We start from the raw sequence: 22,293 nt of genomic DNA on the forward strand, positions 1-22,293 counted from the left end.
ATACCCATGCGTGCGCGCTGAAGGACACAGACGGGAGAAGCTCATCCCAAGGTCGCAGGAAGAAAGTTGTATTGACCGATCGGTACAGAGGCGTTTAACGTATTTTCAAGGGCGCGGTGGCGTCGAGCGTTCTGAGAGCCTGCCTGGGCATTGGGATCGACCATGACAATAAGCAACTCCGTAACGAAGGCGTCCAGCTCGTCAGCTTCGGCAAGATTGATCGCGATGATCTGTTTCGCCATGCTCGCCTTTGCCGCGAACTCGCTGCTGTGCCGCCTGGCGCTTAAGCACACCAACATCGATGCCGCGAGTTTCAGCGTGGTCCGGCTGGCCAGCGGGGCCTTGGTGTTATGGCTGATATGTGCCTTGAGACGGTCCTCCAGCACGATCAAAGGCAGTTGGAAGGGCGCCGCAGCCTTGTTCGTTTACGTCTTCGCTTTTTCCTTCGCGTACCGTCATTTGGAGACCGGGACGGGGGCGCTGCTGTTGTTTGGCGCGGTTCAACTGAGCATGGTTCTGTACGGCGTGTTCAAAGGCGAGCGGATGCACACGTTGGCAGTCGTTGGGTTTGTGCTGGCGATTGTTGGCTTGGTTAGCCTGCTGCTTCCAGGTGCCGCAGCACCTGACCCCGTTAGCGCACTCACGATGCTGTTATCGGGGGTGGCATGGGGGATCTACTCACTGCTTGGCAAAACTGTCGCCGATCCGCTGGCAACCACAACCGGCAACTTCTTGCGCTCGATTCCCCTGGTCTTGATGGCAAGCGTGCCGTTCCTCTCAGCGCTGCGTTGGGATCCGCAGGGGATACTTTATGCGGTGCTTTCCGGTGCGCTGGCGTCAGGGGTTGGCTACGCGGTCTGGTACGTCGCGGTGCGTTATCTTGCAGCGTTTCAAGCCGCGACGGTGCAGCTAAGCGTGCCCATCCTGGCTTCGCTGGCGGGCATCGTTTTTCTGGGGGAAAGCCTGAGCGTAAGGATGGTGTTGGCATCCATTGCTGTACTGGGCGGCGTTGCGTTGGTGCTGGGTGGCAAGCATTGCAGAGCCACAGGCAGCTAGAGGCTCCGCTCTCTCAATCATGTGCGCCTGGGCGTGCCTGAGTTTGTTCGCTCAACCACTCAAGGACTAGACTGGTGCCGCCCAGTCATAAGGCCCGTCAACCCATGCTCCTCGTCCCGTCAGATACCGCCGAACAGACAAAGCTCACCCTCGAGGTGGTGCTGCGCTATCACATGGCCTGGAAGCACCGCGACCTGGAGGCGATACTTGCGCTCTATCACCCGCAAGTGCAATACAACGATTTTTTCCAGAACCGCAGCATGGGGCTGACCGAGCTGCGCGCCTACATCACCGGCACGTTGCCGCGCCATCCCGATGAGTATCTTGAGCACAATGACCGCATCCGCGCTGACGGCTGCACGGCATTCATCCAGTACCAGACCGCTCTGAAGGGCAGTGGCGAGCGGGTGGTTTTTCGCACCAGCGAAGCGATCACCGTATGTGAGGGTCAGATCCTGCGTGTCAACGAATACGCGTCACTCGTGCGCGACGGCGAGCCGCACGCCGGGCGTCGCGCCCCCGCCATCAGTAAGCTAGGGCTCTCGGCGCGCCAGTTGAGTTTCATGGCGCGAGACTTGGCCGATTACTTCACCCGCCAACAGCCATTCCTGGACCCTGACCTGGATCTTGCTCGGATCGCCAGCGCCACCGGGTACAGCCGTAATCAGTTGTCTTACCTATTGAATCAAGTGCTCGGGCAAAGCTTCTATCGCTACGTGACTCAGGCTCGCTTGGCCTACCTCCTTGAACGCCTCGCCAGTTACGACGAAAACGCACCCATCGATGCCCTCGCAGTGGCTGCCGGATTCAATTCCACCTCTGCGTTCTACAAGGCTTTCCGCTGCCATACCGGCTGCACACCAAAAGCCTGGTTGAAGGCCAATTGCGCGCGTACCCGCAGATAACACAGGCCCCTTCGCTGCGCATTAAGCTCTGTCGGCAATCAAACGATGGAGCAGGTAATGGCTGGTTGGGGTGGTGTGAGTTTGTGGATGGAGCAAGTCGACGAGGCGCTGACGCCGCGTCCGGCGTTGCATCAGGATCTGCGAGCCGATGTGGTGATCATCGGTGCCGGCTACAGCGGCCTTTGGACGGCCTATTACCTCAAGCAGCAAGCACCGCACCTGGACATCGTCATAGTTGAAGCACAGATTGCCGGTTTCGGCGCCTCCGGCCGCAATGGCGGCTGGTTGATGGGGAATCTGCTCGGCGAAGACCGACTCCTGGGGCCCTTGCCCGCCGCCCAACGTCATGCAGGATATCAACTGCTGCACGGAATTCCCGATGAAGTGGCGCGGGTGTGCCATGTCGAAAGCATCGATTGCGAACTGCGTAAAGGTGGCGTGCTGTACTGCGCGGCGCGGTATCCCGAGCAAGAACGGCGCCTGCGCGAACAACTCGCTGCCGCCCGTGCGCAAGGCCTTGGTGAAGACGATTATCGCTGGCTGAGCCCTCAGGCTTTGCGCGAACAATTGAATGTGGCCCAGGCGTACGGCGCCCTGTATTCATCTCACTGCGCGACCCTTCAACCTGCCCGGTTGGTACGGGGGTTAGCCAAAGTCGTGGAACGCATGGGGGTGCGCATTTTCGAGCAAAGCGCTGTGCTCGACTGGACGGCAGGCCAAGTTCGAACCGAGCACGGTCGAGTGAGCGCCGATTGGGTGGTGCCGGCCGTCGAGGGGTATGCCAGTGCCTTGCCCCCGCTGAACAAATATCAACTGGCCGCGCAGAGCCTGATCGTTGCGACTGAGCCGCTCTCGGCCGACGTATGGGCCCAAATCGGACTCAATCGTGGCCAGGCTTTCAGCGAAAACAGCCGACAAGTCACCTACGGTCAGCGCAGCCGCGATGACCGCTTGGTATTTGGTGCCCGAGGTGGCTATCGCTTTGGAGGTCGCCTGCGCAGTGACTTCAACCTCAGTCAGGCCGAACGTGAGTTGCGCCAGTACCTGTTCAGCGAGCTATTTCCGATGTTGCGCGATGTTCGCCTGACTCATGCCTGGGGCGGCAACCTGGGTGTCGCCCGGCGCTTTCACCCGCACATGCTGGTTGACCGGCGCCAGAAGATCGCACTCGCCGGCGGCTATGGCGGCGAAGGCGTAGGCGCCAGCAACCTGGGTGGTCGCACCGTGGCCGCGCTGATTCTTGGTCAGGACAACGAACTGACACGCCAGCCTTGGGTGTGGGCCGACCGTCCGCTGGCCTCGTTGCCACGCTGGGAGCCAGAGCCTCTGCGCTGGCTGGGTTACAACGCCATTATCCAGAGCTTTGTTCACGAGGATCGGATATTGGCCAACCTCCATGTACCGCGCTGGCGTCGCCGGATGGCCGAGGGTCTGGCGGGTTGCATGGAACGATTGATGAAGTCCAAGGAGCCGTTCCCATGAAGATCGATCATTTTCGCGACACCCCGCACTTGTCTCTCGGGGAATCGGGCGCTGTCGGCGTACCGCTGGGTGAGCCGGTTTCGCAGGTTGCCACGACAAGCGTTGAACGCGATGACGGCGTCGAAGCCGGCGTGTGGGAATGCACCCCCGGCCGCTGGCGGCGCCAGATCGTGCAACAGGAGTTCTGCCATTTCATCCAGGGACGCTGCACCTTCACCCCGGATGGCGGTGAGGCTCTTTATATCCAGGCCGGCGACGCATTGATGTTGCCTGCGAACACCACGGGAGTCTGGGACATACAAGAAACCGTTCGCAAAAGCTATGTGCTGATTTTCTGAACTGCCTTCATCCATAACGCTTAGAACAAAGGTTGAGGTCTCGTATGTTGAAATCGATCGTTCCGCTACTGTTGATCGCGTCCACCGCTCAGGCGGCAGACACCGTCAGGATCTACAACTGGAGCAGTTACATTGCCCCAGATACCCTGCAAAACTTTACCAGCCATACCGGGCACCCGACTCAGTATGACGTGTACGACAGCAACGAGGTCCTCGACGCCAAACTAATGGCCGGCCGTTCCGGGTATGACGTGGTGTTTCCCTCCAACCACTTCATGGCCCGGCAGATCAAGGCCGGTGCGCTGAAACCGCTGGACCGTAGCAAACTGCCGAACTGGCAGAACCTCAACCCGACGCTGATGAAAGTTCTGGAGGCCAACGATCCGGGCAACCGATACGGTTTCCCGTACCTGTGGGGCAGCACCGGCATCGGCTACAACGTCGCCAAGGTCAAGGCAGTCCTGGGCGATGTACCGATAGACTCATGGGACATCATCTTCAAGCCGGAGAACATGAAAAAACTCGCCCGATGCGGCGTAGCCATGCTCGACAATGGCCCCGAGATCCTTCCCATCGCCTTGAACTACCTGGGGCTTGGGCATCACAGCAAGGACAAGGCCGACTACGAGAAGGCCCAGGCGCTGCTACTCAAAGTGCGGCCCTATGTGAATTACTTCCACAACTCCAAGTACACCAGCGATCTTGCAACGGGAGACGTGTGTCTGGTCGTCGGGTTCTCTGGCGACGTGATGCAGGCGGCCGCCAGAGCCAATGAGGCCGGCAATGGCCAACAGATTGCCTACGCCATCCCCAAGGAAGGCTCACCCATGTGGTTCGACATGGTCGCCATGCCTGCCGATGCTCCGAATGAAGCTGCCGGTTACGCGTTTCTGAATTACCTGCTGGACCCCAACGTCATGGCTGACATCAGCAACCACGTGCACTATGCCAACGGCAATGCTGCCGCTGAAGGCATGGTCGACAAGGCCATTCTCAACGACCCGATGGTGTACCCGCCTGAAAGCGTGATGAAGAAACTCTTTGTGCTGGAAGCGATGCCGCTGGAGACCGACCGGCTGCGCACGCGTGTTTGGAGTCGGGTTAAAAACGGACAATAAAGTCAATCGTCGATGATGCGGGCAGCCCGGATCATCGGCGGCAGGTCCGCGGTGCGAAAGCATGCCTCACACCGGCACCATGACCGCTTGATGTGCTCTAGAAACAAGTCCAGAATCAAGTCTTTTCCTGCTCCGGCTAGAAAAGAAACCCCTTAAATTTCAACGAGTCGGACACCAGATACGAGTCTCGTTTCCCGCTCCAAATTCGATCCTCAGTGCGTCGCTGGGATCACAAGAAAGAGGCCTAAGGGCCTCTTTTTTTGTGCCTGAAATTTGGTGTGTGCCCAACTTTGGTATTCGCTCTGTACCTGTAGGTGCTGGCGCGTCGAAGCGCCGAACCGCTGTGATCGGCTGCAAAGTGGCCGTGTCGGTCTCGAATGTGAGGTGCTTCATTCTCGCGAAGCGTCGCTCGCCGCAAGTGAGATAGGTATCCGTCTTCGGTGTCACTTGTTCAGCAGTTCCTTGAGCAACGGGCTGTGGGAATTGATTATTCTCTCTAGGTGAATGACTGCTCTCGACCCATAGCAGCCCTTCGCCGAGGTCGGCAATCGACCAGAAGCCGCCGTTCAGTGGTGTCTACGAAACTAGAGGCTATTCATCTTCCATTTATCGTCAAATCTTTTCAGCGCATACTCGCCGCTGAGCACCTAGCCCTAATGGGAACAGTGCCCTGTCGATGAAAAATCCGGATCTCAGATGGAAACCCAATGGACTATTCAAAAATCGTCGGAAAAGACCACGGGCAAAGATTGTCTTTCGAGGAGCTCGTCTGCCAACTTGCCAGGCGCGACCGCCCCGAGAGCGCCATAGAGTTCCGGCGGATCGAAGGCTCGGGAGGCGACGGAGGGATCGAGAGCTATTGGGTTCTTCAGGACGGTTCTGAGGTCGGTTATCAGGCCAAGTATTACCTTAGATCACGGGATGTCGATTGGAGCAAAATCGACGAGTCGGTAAAGCAGGCTTTGAAATCTCACCCTGAGCTGAAACAGTATGTGATTGCCATTCCCTGCGACCTTACTGATCGCAGCGGGGCGCAGGGCGCAGGGAAAAAAGGGTGGGAGCACTGGAATACGCACAAGCTTGCCTGGGAAGCGCTTTGTGCCCAAAGCAGTATCCCCACGGTTGAGTTCGTGGCCTGGACAGCGTCTGACCTGACCGACAAATTGTTACACCCTACAGCTGAGGGCCTACGAAAGTTCTGGTTTGGCGAGTTGGAGATGTCTGGGCAATGGTTTCGCAAGAATGTAGAACTCGCCGTAGAGTCACTCGATGAGCGATATCACCCGGAAGATCACGTAGAGGTTGGAATCGAGAGCCTCTTTAAAGTGCTCCTTCGCGATGAGGAAGTCACCACCGAACTCACCTCTGCTTTTTCCGCCGTAGCCAAAGCAGCCAAGCTCAGCAACTTCGTAAAGGATGACTCCGACGCCGGGCTCATCGCTGGTATCCAGCGTGTCGAGCAGGAAGCGTCCAAAGCTTCAGCATTCGGCAGCAGATTTAGCTCCGACTCTTGGGAGCCTTGGCCCATTCTCGATTGCGTTGCAGCCTTTTCAGACGCCTCTCATAGCGTCCACGAATTGAAGGGCTGGGCTTGGCAAAATATGCCAAAGTCTGAATCCAGAAGGGATTACTCCTCTTCGGACATGAACTACCTGAGCCACAAGCTGGACGAGCTTTCAAATGCTCTCTACGGCCTGAGTTCAAAGCTGGAGGGGAAATTTTATTCCGCTGAGCAAAACCGTTTTGCCCTTCTGACAGGGAAGGCTGGCACAGGCAAATCGCACACACTCGGTACCGTTGCTCAAAAAGCCATTTCAGATGGGCACCCGGTGGTTTTGATTTTGGGGCAGCAATTAGGCTCTCTGGGTTTTTGGAGGCAAGCGACAGAAACACTCGGGCTGGGGACTGTTGAGCCAGAGGTATTCTTGCAGGCCATGAGTTCTGCCGCTGAGGCCGCTCAAAAGCGCGGACTCATTCTGATCGATGCCATCAACGAAGGTGCCGGTGCGCAACTATGGAGGAATGAACTTCCCGCTCTGATCGCCCGAGTCAACGCTTACGAGAACCTCGTTCTGGTCGTCACCTGTCGTACTGAGTACACGCCGTATGTAGTTCCGCCAAAAGTGATGGAGACGACAGTTGCCTTCTCCATTCGTGGCTTCGTGACGAATGTAGAGCAGTCGAGGGCCGCGAAGGTCTACCTGCACAAGAGAGGCATTTCCCAGCCTGATACGCCTTGGCTTTCCGCTGAATTTGTCAATCCGCTGTTTCTTCGCAGCGCGTGCGTTGCCCTTGCCCGAGACGGTTGTAAGCAATTCCCCAGAGGCCTGCATGGCACGAAGCAGGTTTTTGCATTTTACATCCGTAGTGTCGCGCGAAATCTAGGTGTCGGAAGAGACGGCAGCGAAGATCTGCTCGCTCCTACTACAGCGGCAATCTCGGCCATCGCCAGGTTGATGGCCACAGACAGGCGCGATTACGTGCTTTTGGCCGATGCTGTGCGAATTTCGACGGAAGTGTTTTCGAGTTTTCCTTCCCCACCTTCCAAAACCTGGTTTGACGTCCTGCAGAAGAACGGAATTTTTCGACTCGACCCACCACCGCGCCAGCTTGAAATTGATCCATTTGCTCCGGTCGAGGATATCGTGAGGTTCAGTTTCCAGCGACTCCAAGACCACCTCATGGCGGATGCGCTGCTCAAGGGTGTGACGGATCTAGGGCTCGAACTGGAGAATGGAGTTTTGAGCTTCATTCTTGACGGCGACAGATTCAAATGGGAGTGGGCTGGTCTCGCTGAAGCCTTGTCTATCCAAGTGCCTGAGCGTTTCGGCTCAGAGCTTTTGGATGTGCTTCCGAGGGATATTGATATCTGGATCAACGACGACTCGGTCAGAGGCGCCTTCCTAGAGAGCTTGCGTTGGCGTAGCTCAAACGCCTTCACGGAGCGCACTTGGCGATATTACCAGGCTATCTTGGATGTCGATGATAGCCAACTCTACGTGCTGATCGAACTCTGTGCCAACGTTGATCACCCTTGGAACGCTGAACTACTCCACGACATTCTGATTACTAAAACGATGCCAGAGCGTGATGCTTCCTGGACGGTGAAAATCAACGACTTCGATATGGCGGATGGCAGCACGATCCGCCGCCTCCTGGACTGGTGCTTGACCAGTCAGACCGAGAAAACGGATCGACAGGTACAGCTTCTTTGCGGGCTTGCGGTCACGTGGCTGACGGCGTCATCGCATAGAGAAATCAGAGACAAAGCGACCAAGGCGCTATCCGCATTGCTGCTTTCGAAGGTCGAGCTCTACGGTGAACTGTGCGAGAGGTTCGCTGGCCTTGATGATCTCTACGTAATGGAGCGGTTGCACGGGGCTGGTTATGGCGCATGTTGTATCGATCCATCTCCAATGCGGTTGGAGCATTACTCCCCGATAGCTTACCGGATGGTTTTCTCTAAGCAGTGCGTTCCGCTATCGATCATGCTTAGGGACTATGCATCGGGGATTGTTGAGCTGGCTGCCCATCATAGTTGCCTGCCTACCGAGGTCGATCTCAGTGCCTGTAGGCCACCTTATCAATCTCAGCCTGTTCAATTTACTGTTTCACAAGCTCTTCTCGATGATGTCGCCACAAAAGCTGGAGGTGACGAAATCAAGCGTTCTTGCACTGGCGGAATAAGTGAGTTCGCTGATGAGATCAAGCATCGTGTCAGCTCATTTTCGAACGTTGCTTTGACTTCTCAAATGCCCCACACACAATCCGAGATGAACGAGCGATTCGATACAGAGGTAATTGCCCCTTACCCAGACAGGCAAGCAATCGTCGATGCGATCAGTGCTCTCCAATTTAATCCGTTCCGATTCTTGCTCCGCCCAGTCGAGGCACTTGAGGAACTTGAGGAGTTTGAGGCGCTTGAGGACTTCGAGGCGCATGACCACTCCGAGGAGCTTCAGCAGCTAGAGAAGAAGCTTGTTGATCTACTGGATGTTGACGAAAAAAGAAGATTTACCGACGAGTTCAAATGGTGCATCGACCGCTCGGAAAAGTACCCGAGCACGTTGGCAGGTGTCGACATGTCTGCGGCCAAACGGTGGGTCGCAAAGCGCGCCTATGACTTCGGATGGACAGAAGAACTCTTCCCATCGGATAGCTCTCACCGTCACAGCTATTCCCGCGAGAGGCCAATCTTTGAGCGGATTGGTGCCAAATATGAGTGGCTTGCGCTCGATGAACTCCTTTGCCGACTATCCGATAGTAACTGGCTCTCCGAAGCGCGAGTCGATGGAACGCGTAATTACCGTTCATCCATCGACCTAGGTTTCCATCGAGACATTGACCCTACTGTTCTTCAAGGGTTGTCCGACTCCGGTTTTGGTTCTGTAGATATCTCACCAATTGTTTCCGAGGAAGCAGCCGAAGACTGCCTTCAGGAATGGCCTTTCAAGCTTGACCCTAGCCTCGGGATGCCTAGTCTCGTAGGCCGAACCGACAAGGTTGGGGAAAAGTGGCTAGTCCTTTACGAGCATCGCTCCGTTACAAATCGTTACGACGATGGAGAGACCCGAGAGCACGGGCTACGTCAGCAGGAATGGCGTTTCCTCCTGCCTGTCGTTGTCAGGAAAAAAGATCAAAAACAGTTGATTCGCTTTCTGAGCACTCAGCGTTCTCTGGATGTTTCGAGGTGGTCGGGACGCAGTTGCACGGACGAGGGCTATCTGCTTGAGGCCCCATGGCGCTTTACCTGGGATCAGGTGATGTGGACACCTGCCAGCTTTCATAACCAAGGTGAGCTCGAGGTGGCATTTCCCTGCCTTAAATATCATTGGGAGTCCCATTTGGATGCCTCCCTTCCGGATGGAGCCTCTGCACATTTACCAGCCCCTTGGTTGGCAAATCAGCTTTCCATTACCCCTATGCTCTTAGATCCGCGTGTCTATGTGGATGTGCTAGGGACGCCCCAATTCATCAGCAGCATGGACCCTGACGATGGTTCACACGCCTACATACGGCAGGACATATTTGAGCAGCTATTGAAAGATAAAAATTTGGCGTGCGTGTGGACGTTTGTAGCGGAGCGAGGCGTTTGGCCAGGCGGAGGAAATTCTCATGCAGCATGGAGACGGTCTGAAGGTGTAGTTTGGTTCGAACGAGGGAGGCCAAAAATGGAATCATGGAAGGAAGATAACTGTAATGGTGCAGAAGAAGGCTGAGCGCGGATTGTGTCGTTAGCGGCGCTGCATCGACGAAGGAAGGGGGGCGGCGAACCTAGTTTGTGATCCATGAGAGGTTCAGCCTCCACTCATTTCTTCAGCTTTTCGATCTGCCGGGCATCGCGTGGGTATTTGCATGCAAAATCGGCAGGCTTTCGCATAGTTCGTCACTGGGCGCTTCGGCCTTTGCCGTGCTTCACCTAGTATGCGGACAGCGCCAACTAGGCGTTCAGAACTGACTCTATAATCGACTGACCGTTAGCTGCCCTCATGATCGGCTGCTTTTGGCCGATTTTTGCCGGTGGCGAACGGCAGCTCTGGGTCGAAAGCAGCCGGTCGCGACTGCCTGCAATCGACCCAGAGCAATCCTTCTCGGAGGACAGCTATCGGCCCCAAAGCCGACCATTAGCGACAATTTCCGGCTCATAGCGGCTATCACTTCAGGTAGAACCCCAACAACAGCCAGTGGATGAGCTAACGAAAACATGGGCAATCTGTATCTTTAGGTTCTGTACGAAATCCCGAAAAACCCAATCGGCGCTCCTCGAAAGCTGAATTTTTTAGAGTTTCCAGCCATCTACGGAAATGAATTCTGTGATGTGAAAACGTTGCTAACTCACGGACGGGAGCTGGACTGTGGTTACCGCTCTCTTCATCGAAACACGTGGCCAGGGGCGGCTTCGCCTGAGCGACTGCTTGATGCTCGAAGGCGTGCTACAGGTACTCTGCTCGGGTGCTGCGTGGCGAGATTTGCCGGAACGCTTTACCCCGTGGTCAACGGCGTATAAATGGTTTCGGGGCTGTCGAAATCAGGGGACATTCGATCAGATGTCCAAACGCTTGCACCTAAGATTGAATGAAGATTTGCAAACTTGGATGATCGACTCAACCGCAGTACGCGCAGAGCCTCCTCTAGCGCCGGAAAAAGGGGGCTGACGAGTCTGCCGATTACGCTTTAGGCCGCAGGCGCGGAGTCCTGATAACCAAAATCCATATGCCCTGCGACGGCAACGGGACACCGTTGCGCTTCCTCCTCTTCGGCTTCAAATCAATGACATCAGCTATGCTCAACCACTGTTGGCCGAAGTCTGCATCCCATTGAGCCAACGTGGCCGTCCGCGTAAACGCTTTAAAGACAAGGCCTACGACGCCCGAAGCGCTACGCTGCTACTGCGACCAATACCGAATGCAACCCGTCCCTCGCTGCAGACTGTTTGATCGGCCCACGTACCAACAGCGCCAAATCATCGAGCGCTTTTTTGGTTGGCTGAAAGAGAACCGCCGGATCGTTACACGCTCCACCAAGCTCGCGAAAAGCTGTGCCGCCATGATTTCCTGACTTGTTCCATGCAGTTTGCGAAATCTCCTTTTCGTGCAGAGCCGATGCGAGGCGATTGTTGGTTTTCGCCTTATAACCCGGGTCGACAGGGGTAATCCGCTTGCGAACGCAGCCCCTCTACCTGCATCAAGCGCCCGACTCGATTTTGCCCACAGGTCTCACCGAGCTCCCGAAGGTCATCGTGATTTTCGGGGTTGTCGTACAAACCTCCGCTTTCCAGCCAAACATGCCTGATCAAACCGAGTAACCGTTGACCTTCTTGGGTTCGGCCAGTAAGCGTTAGCCGCTGGGATATACATTGAGGTTATGGCAAATGCGACGCACCCGGTAATCCGGCGAGTGCTTCTTGATGAAGGAGTACTTCAGCCGCGCTTCTTGTCAAAGTGCGCTGTGGCCTTCTTCAAGATGTATTGCCCTTCAGTCACATGCTTGATTTCAACGTCTAGCTTGCGAAGCTCAGCCTGCTGATCATCGCTTGTCGCCGCTGTTCTTGGGGCTTGCTGTAGAGCTTTATCTTGGAGTAGAGGCTGTGAACGGATACGCCCAGGTGCTGGGCAAAATCGATAGCAGGTTTTCCCCTGTCGGTCACTTGCTTGACCGATAAGGTCTTGAATTCTTTGGGGTAGCGATGACGGCTCATGTCACCTCCTATTTCGGCCTCATTATTAGGAATGGAGGTATGTAGGAATTCGTGAACCCTTTTTCGATCATGCGGATCCCTCAAATTACCTATGCTCCGATCCGGAATCGTAAGCAGTTTATCAGTCGTCCTTAGCTCGCCTTTCTTGATGTGTCTAGTGGAATTGGGTGAGAAAATATAACTCAAAATTCCCTTTAGGTTTTGCGCGTCAATTCCAGTGCTTTTGGAACTTGTAAACTGCCGCGCAGCCACTTTATTGATTTGCTCTGTCGATTGTAGGATTTGTTCAATGTCGCTGAGGCATTCAGCAATCAAAAGGGAGCGATGAATATGTCAGATCAATCAGGTAAATTTGAACATGTAAAAACAAGCGATCTGCTAAAGGAAAATCCATTTGCTGGGCGTGACTTTTTTTGGGAGCGGCACCGTTTTGAACGTGATGGGTATCTTAAGATAAATCACTTGATAGACAGTGAGATCAATCAAGAAATCACCAGCGATGTTAAGTATCTCCTCTCGAACTTCGCAAAGCGGAGAGATTTTCTTATTGAATCAACCGGGAATACCCCTCGATATTTGAGTAATGTCCCCCAGGAGACCATAGAGCAGGAGGGTAGATATATTCCGAGGGCGTATAAGTCTAATTATTTAGCGGGTTTGATCAGTGGTATAGTTAAGGAGGATGTGATTCCAACTCCCTGGAAATGGGATAACTATATCATCAATAGCCAGCATAAGGCCGGTGATACTCACGGTTGGCACTGGGGCGACTACCCATACACTATTATTTGGGTGGTAGAAGCGCCCGATATCGAGTGCGGAGGACTATTGGAATGTGTGCCTCACACTCGCTGGGATAAAAGTAATCCACGAGTGGAAAATCTCTTGCTCGAAAATAAAATAGACTCGTATTTTCATTCCTCAGGAGATGTCTATCTACTGAAAGCTGATACGACATTGCATCGAGTGAAGCCCCTTACTAAAAATGTAAGAAGGATTATTCTGAATACGACATGGGAGCGCGCACGAGATAAGGATCGTAAAGTAGAACATGAAACGTTCGTTTTTCGAGATTGATAGGTGAGTAAGCATGAGTGCCATTAAGTTCTCACACACAAATCTGATTACTCCAGACTGGAAGAGGCTATCTCAGTTCTATATTGACGTATTCCACTGTGTGCCTTTTGGTCCAGTTAGGCAGCTATCGGGGTGCTCCGTTGCTGAAGGCACTGGAGTTTCCAGGCCACAGATCGAAGGTTTGCATTTACGCTTGCCAGGATTTGGGAGCGATGGACCTACACTGGAAATATTCCAATACAGCAGGCACATTCGGCAACCCTTAAAGCACGCGAATACTCGTGGTATCACGCATCTAGCATTTGAAGTTACAGATCTCGATTCTGTGTGCGCAAATGTAATTCGTTATGGTGGGAAGATGCTGGGGCGGTTGGCAAAGCTCCCGGTTGAGGGGGTCGGAGTATGTACTTTTGTGTATGTTCGGGATCCTGATAAAAATATCATTGAAATCCAAAGCTGGGAGGATTGATGGGTAAGGTATTGGCGCAATTTGATTTGGTGAAGCCGAGATTTCCAAAAGAATCAGTGGAGATGGCAGGGTTTTATGCGAATGTTGATCGCATCAATAGCATTGCAGAGAGTTCAGATGGTTTTATTTGGAGAGAAACTAACGAGGATCAGGAAGGGCTTCAAGCCTTATGGGGCGAAGGATATCTATATACGCTATCAGTTTGGGATGATGTTGCGTCTCTGAAGAAGTTTCTCTATCACACGCCACATGCTCAAATGCTGAGTAAAGGCCATGAATGGTTCCACAAAATTATGCACCCTAGGATGGTTTTGTGGTGGGTGAAGAGGGGGCATGTCCCTAGTCTTTTGGAAGCACATGAACGATTGACTTGGTTGTTCGAAAAAGGTCCTTCTTACCAAGCATTCGATCTGAAGAATTCTTATGGGCCAATTTCCATTTATTGAGAGGAAGCTATGGGTGCTCTGGGTTATGAGGAACAAAAACAGCTTGCTGTGTATTACAAAAAGGCACTTGGTGCGCCCGAAAGCATAATCGGTTTTGGTAGAGATGCTGAAGCGCTGAGGCGTTCAGTATATTCATTAGAAAATAATTGGAATGCGGTTGAAGAGGGGTGTATTGACTTGGCTGGATTGCCTAAGGTCAAAGCAGAGTTCATAAACTGGTATCTGGTTATGGAGCGTAGGATGAATTCCGATATCCGATTCTTCATCGAGTTTTTGAGGCGGAAAGCAAGTTTAGAGCAAATAGCCTATTACATATGCATGGAAGAGCTAGTGGATGGGGCATTCGATGATTTAATGGCGATGGTGCAGTTGGGGATGCCACTAAAGCCTAAGATGGTGGCGGCGGAGAACTATTGGGATGAAATGGGGAATGGCAATGCCGCTGCAGTCCACACTATGATGTTCAAAGATTCCTCTATCTTCATGCGAGATATCCTGCGGCAGGCAAACATAACAGCAGAGCACCCAACGTTAGAGTGCCTTATGAATGGTAACGTTCTGTTGATGTGGGCGCTGAGGCGGGAATACAATGCAAGACTGATCGGTGCTATAGGGATCATTGAAGGTTCGGCCCCTGTCCGTTTTCGGGCAACTACAGAAGCTCTTGAACGACTACAGGTGCCGAAAAAAGTAATAGCGTATCACCAGTCTCATATCAGTATCGATACCCGGCATAGTAATGCGTGGCTAGAGGTTGTTCTGGATCATTATGCCGGTTGTGGGGAGGGAGTTGTCCGAGAACTAGCGCTGGGTGTTAGTATTCGTTATAACGTGGCGCTGCGTTATTATCATCACATGTACAAAATGATGCGGAGTATCTCTCAGTGACTAAGCTTTCAGCTGTGGTTGTTGTGGATCCGATAAGTTCTGCGCGTTATTACGGTGCGGAGATTCAAAAACACGGCTACTTGAGTATAGCTTTAATCAGCGTTAAGCGGTTGTCTGAATCGGTTCGTCGTCTACAAAACCTAAGTGAGTTTGAATCTATTGTTTATGCAGATGAACTTGATGAAGCAGTGCAAGCGCTTTCTCGGTACAGTATTCGTGCAGTTATCCCTGGGTCTGACGTGGGTATTAAGCTTTCCGATGCGCTAAGTAGTATGTATGGATTACTTGGTAATCCCGTTGAAAGTTCCCAGGCCCGACTAAATAAATTAGAGTTGAAAGAAAAGTTAATTGCTGCAGGCGTACCGGCTACTTGGGCTCGTGGAGTCAGGCTAGAGGAGCTTAAGATTGATAAATTCCAGCAAAATGACTACCCGTTAGTCGTGAAGCCGGCTCAGGGCACGGGTAGCCGCAATGTCAAAGTTTGCCGTAATTATCGAGAGTTGTACGCGGCAGTTCAGGCTGTCGAAAAAGATAGAGAAATCCAATCTGATGGCGAGTTTTATGCGCTGGTAGAAAAATACTTGGCGGGTGATGAGTATTTTGTTGTGACTGCGAATTGCGGTCTGAGTGGGCGTAAGATAATGCTGTGCTTTGCTAGGTACGAGAAGGTCGAGGCAGATGGCAATCCAAGTATCTATAAAAATATACGCTCACTTTCTCTTAATGATAGTCGGGCGCTTCTCGCATTTTCATATGCGTCAGAGGTTAATAGTGCTCTTGAATTTTTTTGGGGTATTAATGATATCGAGTTAAAGATCGGCTCGAGTGGGCCGCTGATTATTGAGCAGAATGGCCGATTGCCAGGGGCGAATGTTCCGAGGTTAATAGAGGCTTGTTCTGGTGTGAATTGCTATGAGCTAAACATAGATGTCTATCTGGGTGGATTTTCGAGAGCGTTTGAATCGGTTGAGTTTAGCAGGCACTTTTGTATTTGCTGCTTGATTTGCAATGTGTCTGGAGTGGTTAAAAGTATATCCGGATTGGAGAAGGTGGAAGGCCTTGACTCATTTTATATGTTGGAATTATCAGTGGTGGAGGGCGAAATTGTAGGGCGGACGCGAGATTTTCTATCATCTTGGGGCATGGTTTACCTTGTTCATGAAAGTCAGGAGGTATTGGCTAGAGACTCTGACTTTGTACATAAAACGCTTGCGCTGATTTTCGATTGAGTTAACGAGGTTTGATTTTTCGGAGGTGATTGGCACGGGTGTTATCATGTCTAAGTTGATAGTTGTAATGTTGGTTTTATTGTTTGTGTGCGTGGTCTGTAGAAGGGCGGTAGTAGCGTTCGGGCAACCTAGAGTGCTTGGTGATATAGTTGCAGGTATGCTTATGGGGTCGGCTATATTTGACGCCTATCTACCAAGTATCGCATTCCAGATAGGGTTACCTGAGACTAGGGGTTTGTTGAATGCCCTTGGTGAACTCGGGTTGATAGTAATCTTAGTAGAGATATGCTGGCACGGTATTTCTCGAAGAGAAGGAGATCTCAGTAATAGTAAAATTGCTTTGGTTGCATTCTTTGGTGTTGTAACGTCTTTTGCTGTTGGTGGGGTTTTGGCCTTCTATTCTAGTGAGGATATGGGGTTGCAGCATACCATGCTTGGTTATATTTTGTTTTGTGGTGTTGCATTCTCAGTTACTGCGCTCCCTGTTCTGGTTTTGCTTCTGGATGATATTGCGATAGTTGAGGCTAAAACAGGTCGCGTTGCTGTTGTTGCAGCAGTGTATACAGATATTTTTGTCTGGTGTGCGTTGGCTGCTATTTTAATTGTGTGGGGCGCTGGGGTAGGAGGCGGCATTGCATTAAATTTTGGGGTTGGGCTTATTTATGTCGCGACTATGCTGCTTGTAGTGAGACCGATAATAATGAAGTCACAGTTAGTGGCTGGGCTTGGTGATGGTGCGAAGGTGGTGGTGACAGTTATAATTGTGCTTGGCTCCTCGCAGTTGACAGAATTTTTTGGGGTTCATAGCTCAGTTGGCGCTTTACTAGCTGCTTATGTGGTGGGTGATGTGGCTGGGGTCAAAGGTGCTTGGGATAAGTACCTGGTTGGTATTAGGCAGCTTGTTATTCCTATGTTTTTTATAGCTTCTGGAGGAATGATTTCTGTAAGTGGCCTTTCACAGGTGCATATTTGGTTCTGGTTGTTCGTATTTTTATTGGGGGCCACAATTAGCAAAATTATCAGCTGCTATATTGCGGGATTACTTGTAGGCATGAGGCAGCGCGCGTCAATGCAGCTCGGGATACTAATGAGTACGAAAGGTACTGCTGAGTTGGTTGTGCTGGCTGTAGGATATCGAGAGGGGCTCTTGTCAGACGATTCCTATACTGTGCTATTGATCCTTTCTGTCGCATCCATGATGTTGACAGTTCCAATGTTGGTCTTCTTAAATAGTTATTTTGGGCAGGGTGGCGGATGTCCAAAGGGGTGACGATAATTCGCGTTTTGGCGCAACTTAAGAAGGTCAAGAAATGGATGTGATAATGGGGCTTGTGGCCGCTTTGTGTTGGGGGGTTACTGATTATTTAGTAGGAGTGAATGCGCGAACCTTTGGTGTGAAATATTCTGTATTCTTCAGTCAGTTGATAGGGTTTCTCATGCTGAGTGGTTTCGTATTCATATCCAGCAGTGGGTTCTCATTCATCATTAGATTGCCTGTGGATGTTGTCCTTATATGTGCATCGGCCGCAATTCTAACATTGCTTGGTGCCGTTTCACTTACTAGAGCCTTCGAGCATGGCAGAATCGCAATAGTTGCTCCGTTGGTAACGTCGTACGGTATCTTTACGACATTATTGGCGTGGATGAGTGGGGAGATTCTGACCTCTTACCAGATTCTTGGGTTAGGTGTGTGCGCATTCGGTGTAATGCTTGTAGGGTTGGGGCATAAGTCTCATGGGTTTGTGAGCAATAGGAAGGAGGGAGGTGCCATCTGCTTTGCTCTGATAGCTGCCATCCTTTATGGGAGCAGTTTCTGGGTCCAAGGAAACTATGCTTTGCCTGCTGTCGGTGCCGTGAATATGTTGTGGATGAGTTACTTGGTTGGAGCTTTGCTTCTGATGCCACTGGTTTTCAGTGTGAAAACTAAAAAAAGAATTGGGTTGAGTTCTTATGGGGCGCTAGGTGGCGCAAGCCTATTTAATTTAGGGGGATTTACAGCTTTTTCATATGGAGCGCTCAGTGGGTCTGTTGCAGTTGTGACAGTAATTAGTACGCTTTCAGGAGGCGTGGCGGCTGTTCTTGGTTACATATTTTATAGGGATAGATTAACTTTGTTGCAATGGCTGGGTATCGGCTTGGTTTTAGCTGGTGCGGTAGTGTTGCATTTGGTTTAATGGGTGGGTCTTGGGATTTGTAAGTTAGAGGTGAAGGCGGTGCGATGCAGTAGCGCCACATTTACATAAAAGTGAGTGGTCAAGAAATGGAATCTAAAGGCTACCTACCAAAGAGTCATGTTGATATTTTGCCCTGCATGGCGACATTTGCTGTGGTTGTTGAGAGTGGGAGTTTTGTCGAGGCTTCCGTCAGGCTGGGTGTCACTGCCTCTTCAATTAGTAAGCAAATTACAAAGTTGGAGAGCGCATTGTCTTTGAGGCTGCTAGAGCGCACGACGCGAAACTTGAAATTAAACCCGGAGGGAGAGGAGGTTTATGGGTACTGCAAAAGTGTGCTTGAATCGTCAGCTGATGTTTTTAGATTAAAAGATAAGCTTACAGAGAACCCCCAGGGCTTGATACGCATTGCAGTGACAAAATCTTTGTATGCGGCGTGTAGTAAGTTGATTCCTGCTTTTTTGTCTCGATACAGAGAAGTGGATGTCCAAATGCTATGTGGTGAAAGGTTTGACTTTATATCAGATGGCATTGATCTGGGGATAATAATAACCGATAAACCTCCGGAGGGCATGATCGCGCGCAGGCTCTGCGAGATTGACTTTGTGATTTGTGCGGCTGAAAATTATTTCAGGGAATCTAGTAGGCCGAATCATCCTTCAGACTTGACCTCGCATAGCTGTATTCCTTTCGTGGGGGACCCTAATAAACAATGTTGGAGATTCTCATCGGTCTCGGAAAGCTGTGATGTAGTAATTCCAGGTAGATATTTGTCAGAGTGTCCTGAGGCTACGTTAACTGCCACACTTTCGGGTGTTGGTATCTCTTGTTTGCCTGTGTGCTTGGCTGCAGAAGCAATTGGAGACAATAGGTTGCAGGTTTTGCTGCCTGATTGGGTTTTTAAAGGGGAACCACAGGGTACTGCATGGGTCGTTTATCAATCTGGAAGGTTTTTGTCGAAACGAGTTAAAGTCATGGTTTCATATCTTTTGAGTGAGCTCGCAGCCGCTAGTCAGGGTTGGAAAAAAACACGCTTATGAATCTTTCTTCTTTGGCGGGGTTGTGAAAATATGACGGAAGGTCGATATATTTGTCGTAAGTGTTGGTATGAATATGATGGGGTTCAGGTGTGCCAAGAGTCAGGCGTTTTGGTTGAAATAGATTTTATTGATCTCCCTAGTGACTGGGTGTGTCCGGATTGCGGAGTAAACAAAGCGTACTTTTCTAAATGTGTGGTTGATACGAGTGGTGAGAGCGGATAGACCAAGCTCTATTTAACGTATGGTTAGAGATGTCTGGTCAATCTGTTGCTGTGGCTACCTTGCTTCTCGGTTTTCTTTCTAATATGTTGCAACTTGAAGTTATTGGATATTTTAGGGGGGTGAGATCTGTAGTGAGTTTTTTTTCCCAGCATCACCTTGGCAAACGTCTCGCGAACCGCTGTATGTCCTATTCATCTCCAACGCTCACACATAAGCCACGTTCGCCCAGCCAGGTGATCGTCGGTTCACGCAGTCGGGCGTTTTCGGCCTTGCGTTGGGGGACCAACTGGCGGTCTTGCAGGCTGGCCAGGCCTGCCATCAGCGCGGGGGCAGCGGATAGATTCTGGCCGTCGTAGACTTAAAGACGTTTCAGCAGCGGCGCCTGAGCAATGGCCAGGCTCAGGCCGCACCTGACATGCCATAGAGTTTGCAGAAGGTCTGCAGTACCAGTAGCTCAGGCTATTGCTTGACCGAGCCGATACAGCTCTGGGCATCGTTGAAATGAATTTAGGCCTAGTCCACTACTACCACGCTGCCGACCGGTTTATGCGTGAGCAACCGTTCGATGGCCTAGCGTGGTGTCAAGCTACCGGTTGGGTTGTTGGGGTTGTACAGGCAGATTAGCCCCGGTGAGCGGTCGGCCGCGAGCATAGCGTCTATGTCGTGAGCGTGGCTGGCGTTCAGGTTGATGCTGTGCACAGTGGTACCAAGACCTTCGGCGGCTTGCGCCGTCGCTTCATAAGACGGTTCGGCCACCACCAGGCTGCGCGTCCCGGTAAATACCATCACCGCATGCTGCTGGGCGAGTTTGGAGCCACAGAACCCCTGCTCCTCGTCCAGGCCCATGCTAGCCGGCGAATACATCAATCAGTCGATACAGTGCGTAGTAAGGATAGCGTCTGTACAGGCTGATATCCTCGCTCATCGCTTGGCGGGCTGCCGAGTTTGGGTCCAACGGGCTTTCGTTGTAGTTGATACATATCGGGCGAGGGCTGGCAGCCGTTGGGGCTTCACTGGCCCAACTTAGCTAGCCGAGCAGCGGTAGGGGCATGCACAGGCCTACCAACGATCGACGTGTCATATCGGTCATGCAGCAACTTCTTTGTTTTCTAAGGGTACAGCAGGGGAAGATCCGTCTGAAAGGGAATTACTAGTGGCAAATAGCCTAGGTGGTGCATCTAGTTGCAGAAAAAAACACCACCGCATGCTAAACCATTCACCCCGCCTGCCCTGAAGGAAGCACCGGTGAAAGCCATTCGCCTGACCCTTGTTTGCCATGCCCTGACCCAAGCTCAGAAGACCGGGCGCTTGCCCACGCCCGAAGACGGCATGCTGGCGCTGGAGCAACCGCCTGTGGCAATCGGCCCTGAAGTACGGGTACTGACAGCGCCGGAGCGCCGAGCCTGCGAGACGGCGGCCTGGTTTTCGGCGCAGACACAGGCGCGTGTCGAGCCTGCATTGGCAGATTGTGGCCTGGGGCATTGGCAGGGCCTGTCGCTCAAGCAGTTGCAGGCGCAGGATCCGCAGGCGTTGTCCGAGTGGCTGGATAATCCGGCCAGCACGCCACATGGCGGTGAGTCTTTCGCGCAGCTGTGCCAGCGTGTGGGGGCTTGGCTGGCGGCGTTCGACACGCCGGGCGAGTGGCTGGCAGTGACCCACCCCATGGTCATCCGCGCTGTGCTGGTACAGCTGTTGGGGTGCCCGTTGAGCACCCACCAGCGCATCGATGTGTTGCCGCTATCGCGCCTAGAACTCAGCTTTACCGGGCAGTGGCGTCTGCGGCTGGGCTGATAGCAGTGGCAAGCGTGGCTCAGAACGCCAGTTTGTAGCCGATCAGCAGCAGCATCGCCGCCAGGCACGGGCGCAGCACGCGGTCGGAAATGCGCCCTGTGAGGTGGCTGCCCATGTAGATACCCGGCAGCGAGCCCAGCAGCAGGTAGCCCAACAACGACCAATCCATGTTGCCCATGCCGGCGTGGCCCAGGCCCGCGACCAGGGTCAGGGGCACCGCGTGGGCGATTTCGGTGCCGACCAGGCGGCGGGTCACCAGGAACGGGTACAACAGGAACAGCGCCACGGTGCCGAGTGCGCCAGCGCCGATGGAGGTCAGGGTAACCATGACGCCCAGCACAACACCGGTGAGCACGGTCAACGTGGTCAGGCTGCGGTCGCTGAGGTGGTAGTGGTCACCGGCATGGCGGCTGGCGAATGCCTGCAAACGCGACTTGAACAGGATAGCCAGTGCGGTGAGGATCAACACCACGGCCAGGCCCTGCTTGATGATGGCGTTGAGCGCCGAGGTGTCGGTGTGCAGGGTGCTGAGGAACCACAGGGTGAGTGCCGCCGCAGGCACGCTGCCCAGGCTCAGCAGGCCGGTGATTTTCCAGTCGATGTTCTTGTTGCGGGCATGCACCCACACGCCACTGGCCTTGGTGATGGCGGCATAAAGCAGGTCGGTGCCGACAGCGGTGGCCGGGTTGATGCCAAACCACAAGAGGATAGGGGTCATCAGCGAGCCGCCACCGACGCCGGTCATACCGACGATGAAACCCACGACCAGCCCGGCAAGGGTGAAACCGAAAGAACCTACATCCATACGCTACTCGACTGCCCAACTTTGCCCGTTATCGGATGGAAGCCAGCATATAGAATTT

At 52.7% G+C, this 22,293-nt stretch carries 19 protein-coding genes and 2 pseudogenes; 17 read left to right on the forward strand and 4 right to left on the reverse strand.

The annotated features are described in order from the left end of the window. Positions 1-41: 41 nt before the first annotated feature. Positions 42-242 (reverse strand): hypothetical protein, encoded by a 201-nt coding sequence (locus OGV19_RS05975; protein WP_264312536.1) that lies wholly within the window; start codon positions 240-242, stop codon positions 42-44. Here OGV19_RS05975 and OGV19_RS05980 point away from each other — a divergent pair. The 7 genes and pseudogenes from OGV19_RS05980 to OGV19_RS06010 all read left to right on the forward strand — a co-directional run bounded on the left by OGV19_RS05980 (position 241) and on the right by OGV19_RS06010 (position 11,457). Further along, on the forward strand, positions 241-1,056 hold the full coding sequence (locus OGV19_RS05980; protein WP_264312537.1) for a DMT family transporter: 816 nt from the start codon (positions 241-243) through the stop codon (positions 1,054-1,056). The genes OGV19_RS05975 and OGV19_RS05980 overlap by 2 nt on opposite strands. A 104-nt stretch (positions 1,057-1,160) precedes the next feature. Further along, the gene (locus OGV19_RS05985; RefSeq protein ID WP_043042109.1) at positions 1,161-1,961 is read left to right on the forward strand and encodes a helix-turn-helix domain-containing protein; all 801 of its coding nucleotides are present in this window, start codon (positions 1,161-1,163) and stop codon (positions 1,959-1,961) included. A gap of 57 nt (positions 1,962-2,018) precedes the next feature. Next, the gene (locus OGV19_RS05990) at positions 2,019-3,443 is read left to right on the forward strand and encodes an NAD(P)/FAD-dependent oxidoreductase (RefSeq protein WP_043042110.1); all 1,425 of its coding nucleotides are present in this window, start codon (positions 2,019-2,021) and stop codon (positions 3,441-3,443) included. Next, positions 3,440-3,781, forward strand: coding sequence for a cupin domain-containing protein (locus OGV19_RS05995; RefSeq protein WP_027912458.1), 342 nt, complete (start codon positions 3,440-3,442; stop codon positions 3,779-3,781). The genes OGV19_RS05990 and OGV19_RS05995 overlap by 4 nt, the downstream gene beginning before the upstream one ends. A gap of 44 nt (positions 3,782-3,825) precedes the next feature. Continuing rightward, a complete protein-coding gene (locus OGV19_RS06000) occupies positions 3,826-4,899 on the forward strand; it encodes a polyamine ABC transporter substrate-binding protein (protein WP_109755298.1) in 1,074 nt (357 codons plus the stop codon). Positions 4,900-5,606: 707 nt separating this feature from the next. Then, on the forward strand, positions 5,607-10,118 hold the full coding sequence (locus tag OGV19_RS06005) for an NACHT domain-containing protein (RefSeq protein ID WP_264312538.1): 4,512 nt from the start codon (positions 5,607-5,609) through the stop codon (positions 10,116-10,118). A 636-nt stretch (positions 10,119-10,754) separates the two neighbouring features. Then, positions 10,755-11,457: pseudogene (locus OGV19_RS06010) on the forward strand (IS5 family transposase). A gap of 47 nt (positions 11,458-11,504) precedes the next feature. Here OGV19_RS06010 and OGV19_RS06015 read toward each other — a convergent pair. Further along, positions 11,505-12,097 (reverse strand): annotated as a pseudogene (locus OGV19_RS06015) (IS3 family transposase); the annotation flags it as partial. A gap of 330 nt (positions 12,098-12,427) precedes the next feature. On the opposite strand from OGV19_RS06015, the gene OGV19_RS06020 reads away from it, so the two are divergent. The 9 genes from OGV19_RS06020 (at position 12,428) to OGV19_RS27735 (ending at position 19,639) form a co-directional block, all read left to right on the forward strand. Next, entirely contained in the window at positions 12,428-13,174 is a 747-nt protein-coding gene (locus tag OGV19_RS06020) for a HalD/BesD family halogenase (RefSeq protein ID WP_264312539.1), read from the forward strand. A gap of 13 nt (positions 13,175-13,187) precedes the next feature. Beyond that, complete coding sequence (locus tag OGV19_RS06025; RefSeq protein WP_264312540.1) at positions 13,188-13,643, forward strand: VOC family protein; 456 nt, start codon at positions 13,188-13,190, stop codon at positions 13,641-13,643. Next, positions 13,643-14,089, forward strand: coding sequence for a DUF3291 domain-containing protein (locus OGV19_RS06030; protein ID WP_264312541.1), 447 nt, complete (start codon positions 13,643-13,645; stop codon positions 14,087-14,089). The genes OGV19_RS06025 and OGV19_RS06030 overlap by 1 nt, the downstream gene beginning before the upstream one ends. A 9-nt stretch (positions 14,090-14,098) precedes the next feature. Beyond that, positions 14,099-14,977, forward strand: a complete 879-nt coding sequence (locus OGV19_RS06035; protein ID WP_264312542.1) for an iron-containing redox enzyme family protein — start codon at positions 14,099-14,101, stop codon at positions 14,975-14,977. Next, positions 14,974-16,206: an ATP-grasp domain-containing protein gene (locus OGV19_RS06040; RefSeq protein WP_264312543.1), complete on the forward strand. Its 1,233-nt coding sequence runs from the start codon at positions 14,974-14,976 to the stop codon at positions 16,204-16,206. The genes OGV19_RS06035 and OGV19_RS06040 overlap by 4 nt, the downstream gene beginning before the upstream one ends. 46 nt (positions 16,207-16,252) lie before the next feature. Further along, the gene (locus tag OGV19_RS06045) at positions 16,253-17,476 is read left to right on the forward strand and encodes a cation:proton antiporter (RefSeq protein WP_264312544.1); all 1,224 of its coding nucleotides are present in this window, start codon (positions 16,253-16,255) and stop codon (positions 17,474-17,476) included. Between the two features lie 40 nt (positions 17,477-17,516). Then, on the forward strand, positions 17,517-18,380 hold the full coding sequence (locus OGV19_RS06050) for a DMT family transporter (protein WP_264312545.1): 864 nt from the start codon (positions 17,517-17,519) through the stop codon (positions 18,378-18,380). An 86-nt stretch (positions 18,381-18,466) separates the two neighbouring features. Continuing rightward, positions 18,467-19,417, forward strand: coding sequence for a LysR family transcriptional regulator (locus tag OGV19_RS06055; RefSeq protein WP_264312546.1), 951 nt, complete (start codon positions 18,467-18,469; stop codon positions 19,415-19,417). Between the two features lie 30 nt (positions 19,418-19,447). Further along, on the forward strand, positions 19,448-19,639 hold the full coding sequence (locus OGV19_RS27735) for a rubredoxin (RefSeq protein WP_413470112.1): 192 nt from the start codon (positions 19,448-19,450) through the stop codon (positions 19,637-19,639). A 570-nt stretch (positions 19,640-20,209) separates the two neighbouring features. On the opposite strand, the gene OGV19_RS06060 is transcribed toward OGV19_RS27735, so the two are convergent. Next, on the reverse strand, positions 20,210-20,503 hold the full coding sequence (locus OGV19_RS06060; RefSeq protein WP_264312547.1) for an aminotransferase class I/II-fold pyridoxal phosphate-dependent enzyme: 294 nt from the start codon (positions 20,501-20,503) through the stop codon (positions 20,210-20,212). A 381-nt stretch (positions 20,504-20,884) separates the two neighbouring features. Here OGV19_RS06060 and OGV19_RS06065 point away from each other — a divergent pair, with 381 nt between their 5' ends. After that, on the forward strand, positions 20,885-21,430 hold the full coding sequence (locus OGV19_RS06065) for a histidine phosphatase family protein (protein WP_264312548.1): 546 nt from the start codon (positions 20,885-20,887) through the stop codon (positions 21,428-21,430). Positions 21,431-21,449: 19 nt separating this feature from the next. Here the strand turns inward: OGV19_RS06065 and OGV19_RS06070 are convergent, their stop codons facing one another. After that, positions 21,450-22,235: a sulfite exporter TauE/SafE family protein gene (locus tag OGV19_RS06070; RefSeq protein WP_264312549.1), complete on the reverse strand. Its 786-nt coding sequence runs from the start codon at positions 22,233-22,235 to the stop codon at positions 21,450-21,452. Between the last annotated feature and the right edge of the window lie 58 nt (positions 22,236-22,293).

The sequence above is a fragment of the Pseudomonas putida genome, from assembly GCF_025905425.1.
GTDB lineage: Bacteria > Pseudomonadota > Gammaproteobacteria > Pseudomonadales > Pseudomonadaceae > Aquipseudomonas > Aquipseudomonas putida_AF.